The organism is Hahella sp. KA22 (assembly GCF_004135205.1).
Lineage (GTDB): Bacteria > Pseudomonadota > Gammaproteobacteria > Pseudomonadales > Oleiphilaceae > Hahella.
In genome coordinates this window covers 1556003-1562500 of record NZ_CP035490.1, presented here as the reverse complement: position 1 = coordinate 1562500, position 6498 = coordinate 1556003, and the positions used below count along the sequence as shown (strand labels likewise).

Below are 6498 nucleotides of genomic sequence, written 5' to 3'. Positions count from 1 at the left end.
ATCCAAAGTAGATGGCGTCATCTGTAATTCAAAAGCCGCCCTGGAAGTTATTCGGTATAACTGGAGCTACTCGAAAGACAACGCCGTAGTCATCCACAACCCTCTACTCAATAAATTTAGGCTCTCATCTACTCATGCAAGCAGCGACAAACTGCCGCACTCTCCATTTAGGCTGGGACTCGCAGGCCGGCTAGTTAGTGTAAAAGGCGTCACAACGGCTCTTCACGCACTCAAGATACTATTAGACAAGAATTTACCGGTTATTCTTTCAATCGCTGGCGCAGGCCCAGACGAGCAGCAATTAAAAGCTCTTGCAAAAGAGCTGCGAATTGAACATGCAGTTAATTTCTTGGGATTACAAAGCCAAATAGAGCAGTTCTACCAAGACATTGACTGCCTGCTCTGCCCTTCGCTTAGAGAGCCGTTTGGTCTCGTGGCGCTGGAAGCTATGGCGTTCGGCTGCCCCGTCATCGCCTCCGACGTCGATGGGCTTGCCGATGTCGTCGAGAACAACATTACAGGCTATACAATTCCCGTGAGCCTTAGCTTAGAAGAATACCGACAAATGGGCGGTAATATACAAGGATTACCCCCTGTTATTTTTGATGCGTCCGCCAATAAACTAGGGCCGCCCAAAGCCGTCAGCCCCGACAGCATGGCAAACGCAATTTGCGAACTTATATTGAATACAGCCGACTATTCAAGAATGAGCCATGCAGCACGCACCAGGTCACACTCACTATTCTCTCCTGAGACTTATTTCGACAGATTCAAGAGCGTGTTACATGCGGTCTCCGGGCAAAACATTTAGTCCCGGCTCTTTGACCTCAGCTCATACAGCTTCACATACTTCATGAAGCTATTCATACAACCAATAACAATATGCACAAACCCCGGCATACCATCTAGAAAACCGCGACGTAGTATATAGAACTTAAAAAATCGAATTATAGGACTAACGAGAATTTTACTAAGCCCCACCTTCTTCCCTCGTCGAAACATATCTTCCGCCTGAATCTGCGTATACTTATTTTGCTTAGCTAAATATTGCGAGATTGTCTCTTCGGAAAAATGGTTCAAGTCTCCTTCTAGCTTTTGGATCCTTCCTTCACACTTTACAGCTTCATGCACCAAATCTTGGGTCCACCCTGCCTTTTTTCGATTGAAAAGCCTTAGACTGCGATCTGGATATCCCTCACCATAACGGAGGGGGTTACCCAAAAAATAGTTCCTGCGAGGAAAACTGTAAGCCTCTGCATCAGGCCTTTGCATGACTTGCTTAATAGAAGCAGCAAGCTCGCTGGTGACCACCTCGTCGGCGTCGATACACAACACCCAGTCATTGCTCGCCAGATCAACAGCAAACTGCTTCTGCCCCCCATATCCCAACCACTCTTGAGTTATAACGCGACACCCCATTTCCTGGGCGATCCGACAAGTGTCATCAGAGCTGCCCGAGTCGACAACCACCACCTCATCAGCAAATTGGACGCTTTCGATGCAACGCGCAATACGAGAAGCTTCATTTAGAGTGATAATAGTGGCGGTCAGTTTGTGCATGATCCAATTACCTGTACAAGTTAAGAAAGCAATAGTACACGATTACCTTAGTTATCATTGGGCGATTTCCCATTTCGAGGTTCTCACTAATTCACGATATACTGACCGCCCTCTGGTTGACGCTCGTTAACTAACCTTATTAATTCATCGGGATCAAATTTTGAACATTGCACACTTGGAAAGTAGCTTAAATTGGGGCGGGCAAGAGCTACGAGTAATAGAGCAAACTCAATGGTTAAATGCCAATGGACATAACTGCTGGATTGTCGCGCGCCCTCAATCTGCGATCCTGATGGAGGCAAGAAAAAGAGATATTCCTAATACTGAGATAGACTTTCGCGGTTCCGCAAACCCCAAAATCATAAGAAAGCTAATCCGCTTTATCGATCAAAACAAAATTGAGTTAATCGATGCTCATAGCAATCGAGATGCATCCTATGCGATGTTCGCCAAATGGCTGACCAAGGTGAAAGTAGTTCGCTCGCGCCATGTCACTACGCCAATAAAGCACGACTTCCTCCATCGGCTGATCTGGAAATATGGCAATCATCAGATCATTACTACCGCCAACAAGATAAACGAGCAAATCATCCAGCTTGGACTCGCCCCAACCAGCAAAGTTTATACGGCGAAGGCTGGAGTAGACCACAACCGCTACCATGCCAATATTGATGGTTCAGCGCTCAAGGAAAGCCTGAGGATACCTTCAGACCACAAAGTGGTGTCAAACATTGGCATGATTCGAGAGGACAAAGGGCAACTATTTTTCCTAAAAGCATGCGAGATTATAGCTGAGCAACTTCCTGGCGTGACGTTTATACAGTTAGGAAGCGCCACAGCAGACACTAGAACCTATGAAAGTCAGGTTAAGGAGCACTGGGATAAATCAAAATATAAAGATCGAATCAAGTTTATAGGCTATAAATCTGACATTGAAAACTATCAGGCGTTTAGTGACATCGTCATGATCTGCTCAATTGGAACGGAAGCGCAGACCCGTTTAGTATCCCAAGCCTTCTTAATGGAGAACAGCATTATAGCTACAACAGTTGGAGGCCTACCGGAAATGATCTCCCACAACAATACAGGCTTACTTTGCCCTCCACAAAATCCAGAAGCCTTAGCGGAAGCGGCAATTAAACTATTAACTGACAGCAAGCTAGCAGCAACTCTAAGAAAGAATGCGTACCAGCATGCCATGGAAGAAATGACTTTTGAAAAAATGATGGATGGTATGTTAGATATCTATAAAAAAGTCTGCTCGTAGGTATTCCAGAAATGAAAGGCCTACTTAGAGAAAGCTAAGCCGTCCCATCCTTCTTATATGCAAGAAACTTACGCTTAAAGCTTGTTCTAACGCTGAAATCAAGCAGAAAAGACAAAGTGGACAGGCCTTCCACCATTTGAGAAAGCTGATGCCGTTTCCCCTCCGCAAGCCTGTCCTTGTATTTATGCAGCAAATCAATGGCATGACAAGCAGTCAGGTTTCTGAAGCTTTCGCCGAAGACACGATTCATAGCCAATATCACGTCCGCCATGGCATTTAACTTCACAGAATCAAGCTCGTTTGAAAGGCTGCCTTCCCTTCTAACATAGTTGTACAGTACGGTATCCGTATAATAAAGGTTCTCACTATCGGCCAACAAATAGGGAAAAGCCATTGAGTCCTCGTAACACGCCATTTCAGGAAACTCGAACGATTTAAAAAGCCTGCTATTAAAGTACTTACCCCATAAATGGGCTTTAAATTGTTTGTGAATCAGGAAGCGCTTAATCGCCTCATTCCGACTCAGAGCCGTAGGCGTCCTCAGAAGAGAGGAGGTCACCTGGTCACTTACCTTCCACACCTCATGCAGTTTTGAGAGCAAAATGTCCGGTTTTTTATCGTCAAAAAAATTAAAAGTTTCTTTGAGAGAGAACAGAGGAACGAAATCATCTCCGTCCACAAAAGTTATATAATCGCCGCGCGCCTTACTTAGCGCATAACGCCGCACCTTTCCGATATTCCCATATTCTGTTCTTAAATACTCAAAGCCAGCATTATCATTAGAGAACGCCTTCATAATGTGCGGAGTACGATCTGATGACGCATCATCAATCATCAGCACCTCACACTTATCAGCAACCCCGTGCACTAGCTGCTTGATACTTTCAAGGCATTTAACAATCTCATCTTGAAGATTGTGTGCAGTTACAATTATTGACAGCTGACAAGACGACTTATTATGCATCACGAGAACTCTATCTACAGGATCAAATTTTGAGCGCACATTTAATTCTAGTTAAATAAGCATCATCATATAAGTGCTCGATCGACTCCCTTATCTTTTCTCCATCAGGCAAAGACGCACCGCCAACAATTGACTGCAAACGCGCAGTCAATATATCTACACGTCCTGGAGGATAAAGCTCACCGTTCACAGACTCTCTGATAATGTCAGAGGGGCCGGATTGGCAGTCTGAACTTACACAGTAAACACCGTAAGACATAGCTTCCGCCAGCGACATCCCAAAGCCTTCAATACGTGACGTCAGTAGCAAGGCGCTCACCTCTTTTATCTCAGAGAAAACATAGTCCCATGGTACTTCGCGCCATCCATGCCAAACAATTCTGTGATCAATATTCAGCTCTTTTGCCAAGTCTCTATACATTCTCTCATCTGGGCCTGAGCCAATAATGTGCAAGGTCCACTCACCTAAAACATTAGACAGAGAGCTTAGTAGTTCACTAACATTTTTATCTTTATCGCTCAGCCGGCCTATGTAAATAAAGCTTGCCGCTCCCTTCGGCCTAGGCAATAGCATACTTGTCCTGGCGACTGAGTTATGAACCAGAAAAATATTACTCTGAACGACCCCCATTTTAGATAGCTGCTGTGTAATACCAGAGCTAATAGCCAAATGAAAATCAGCTTTAGTGACGTAAATCGCCTTATAAAGAACGTCAAGAGATGTATGAATCCATGAGAATATATTAAATTTCCTCATAGATATTACTCTTGCCAAATTGGATATATAGCAGCTAAGCGGGTCAATAGCTACAACCAGATCTGGCTTCTTCAGTCTAACTACTCCAGCAAGCTTTACTGCAAAAGAGAGGCGCCTTATTTTTGTATTGGCGACAGCAGAAGTAACGCGAGAAAAAGGCGCATTGCCTAGCCAATTGTCACACACCTCACCAACACCTTGCTTATAGTCATCGATAAACAAGAACTCCACATCCGCACCAGAGCTATCTGTAGATAGCAGGTCAAAAAACTTCCTGCATACAGTTTCTTTTCCGCCCTGCCCCTTCATATTATAGCCGACAACTAGAATTTTCTTACGCTCTTTCACTCTAGTTATTCCATCAAGTTTATTAATACAGACAAGTTTTATTTCAGCCTAAAAACAACCACATCGCCATCAAGGCTCGTTTTCCAACCCTTTATAGGAAGATACTTGCGTTGCAGGCTTTCTCTTAGTTCGACTGGATCATAACGAGAATTCCAAACAAAATAATCATACTCTTTCTCATCTATGACCTTGAGCACATGAGATGACTCTCCCTTAACCTCCCACGTTCTTTCCACATGTGAGCACTGTCCAGTTTTTATTTCAGCATTAGCATAATAGCTGACAAACATCATATACTCTGATGAACCACCAACTCGTATAAAGCCGCCTGCACTATGAGAATCATGCATAATATAGGCACCTATTTCTTTCAACAGATATTTATCAGACTCTCTGTGCTTCAATAGTTTTACTACAGCCCCAAGGACTACACACCCCAAGAATATAAAAAAAACAATCTTGCCTTTCAGAGAAAACCATTCCTTTAAAGCATTACTAACTCTCCTGAGTCCCATAGCAATAATCACATAGCCAGGTATTAACAATAGAGCCATCATGCGAGAGTCTAGCCACCAGGCAGTTATGGTTTGGAGGAAAAGAACCACGAAGGCGACAAGGCTTAATATCAATAAATAACGAATAGAGAAGTTCTCTCTCGCTTTTCGCAAAACTGGCCCTAAGCCAGCGATGAAAAATACCGCGACAGGCTCAAACATCGCTTTCGCCAGCCAATTAAGCTCCACCCCTAGTGCAGTCCACCCTACAATTGTCGACATATCTCGCCAGTAATATTGAAAATGAAAGCCTTCAGGCGGGTGAGCCCAGAGTCCTTTGAGGTCTTGCCTAAGCTGCTTATATCCTGAGATAAGCTCAACGACACGCTCATATTGCTTGGGAAAAGAAACTAGCTGCCTATTAAGAAGCCACTCACTTAACAAGAGCCCAAGTATGGCCACAATTACCGGGAGGAGAAACATAACGCAGCGAAAGGCACTTTTTCCTACCTCTCTTCTGGCCCCCAGAAAAAACACTGTTCCTGCAATTAATGCAGCGGCTTCTATCCGAAACGAAGCAGCTACCATAAAAAACATGCACGCGAGAGGATATGTCCAGTAATTAGCAGACTGCTCCGCCCTTAATATCGTGTATATGGCCAAGGATAAAAAGAACCAATATCCTGGTCCACGCAGAATATCCGCGCTCAGAACCACAAAAGAAGGATTACAGGCAAAAAGAAGCAGCGTTAATAAGGCATAATTCTTAGGTAATGCATGCTTTAAAACACCATAAAGCGGCAACATGGTCAGCGTGCCAAAAAAGAGGGAAATCAAGCGTCCGGCCAACTCCCAGTCGCCGACAACCTTATACATCGCAGCAATCAATACAGGAAAAATATTAGTGGCGTGAAAGCAAACGCCTAGATATTCGATACCATTATAAAAAACGTTTTGAGCCTCCTCGATATATAAAACCCCATCTGAGTTAAATATATCTGCACGGAAAAAAGCATTTAACCTCAACATGAATCCTAGGAGAAAGGCCCAGACAAAAGGATCAACTTTTTTCAAGCCTCTCATAAAGGAGCTATTTTCAGGAACCATA

6 protein-coding genes (1 of these 6 running past the window's edge) are annotated in these 6498 nt (G+C 43.9%); 2 read left to right on the top strand and 4 right to left on the bottom strand.

All coding sequences use genetic code 11. The features are described 5' to 3' along the window. Positions 1-811, top strand: the 3' portion of a protein-coding gene (locus EUZ85_RS06930) for a glycosyltransferase family 4 protein (protein WP_127968611.1). The gene continues 410 nt to the left of window position 1, outside the view; only the last 811 of its 1221 coding nucleotides appear in the window; the start codon falls outside the window, past its left edge; the stop codon is at positions 809-811. Here the strand turns inward: EUZ85_RS06930 and EUZ85_RS06925 are convergent. Then, positions 808-1560: a glycosyltransferase family 2 protein gene (locus EUZ85_RS06925; protein WP_206618009.1), complete on the bottom strand. Its 753-nt coding sequence runs from the start codon at positions 1558-1560 to the stop codon at positions 808-810. The two genes, EUZ85_RS06930 and EUZ85_RS06925, sit on opposite strands and share 4 nt — an antisense overlap. Before the next feature lie 160 nt (positions 1561-1720). Between EUZ85_RS06925 and EUZ85_RS06920 the strand changes: the two genes are divergently transcribed. Further along, the gene (locus EUZ85_RS06920) at positions 1721-2827 is read left to right on the top strand and encodes a glycosyltransferase family 4 protein (RefSeq protein WP_127968609.1); all 1107 of its coding nucleotides are present in this window, start codon (positions 1721-1723) and stop codon (positions 2825-2827) included. Positions 2828-2861: 34 nt separating this feature from the next. Here EUZ85_RS06920 and EUZ85_RS06915 read toward each other — a convergent pair whose 3' ends face one another. From EUZ85_RS06915 to EUZ85_RS06905, 3 genes are read right to left on the bottom strand one after another with little or no spacing between them, the layout of a single operon-like run. Further along, positions 2862-3791 carry a glycosyltransferase family 2 protein gene (locus EUZ85_RS06915; protein ID WP_127974426.1) on the bottom strand — a complete coding sequence of 310 codons (930 nt, stop codon included), beginning with the start codon at positions 3789-3791 and terminating at the stop codon, positions 2862-2864. Positions 3792-3813: 22 nt separating this feature from the next. Continuing rightward, positions 3814-4896, bottom strand: a complete 1083-nt coding sequence (locus tag EUZ85_RS06910) for a glycosyltransferase (protein ID WP_127968608.1) — start codon at positions 4894-4896, stop codon at positions 3814-3816. Between the two features lie 38 nt (positions 4897-4934). Beyond that, complete coding sequence (locus EUZ85_RS06905) at positions 4935-6497, bottom strand: glycosyltransferase family 39 protein (protein ID WP_127968607.1); 1563 nt, start codon at positions 6495-6497, stop codon at positions 4935-4937. Position 6498: the final 1 nt, after the last annotated feature.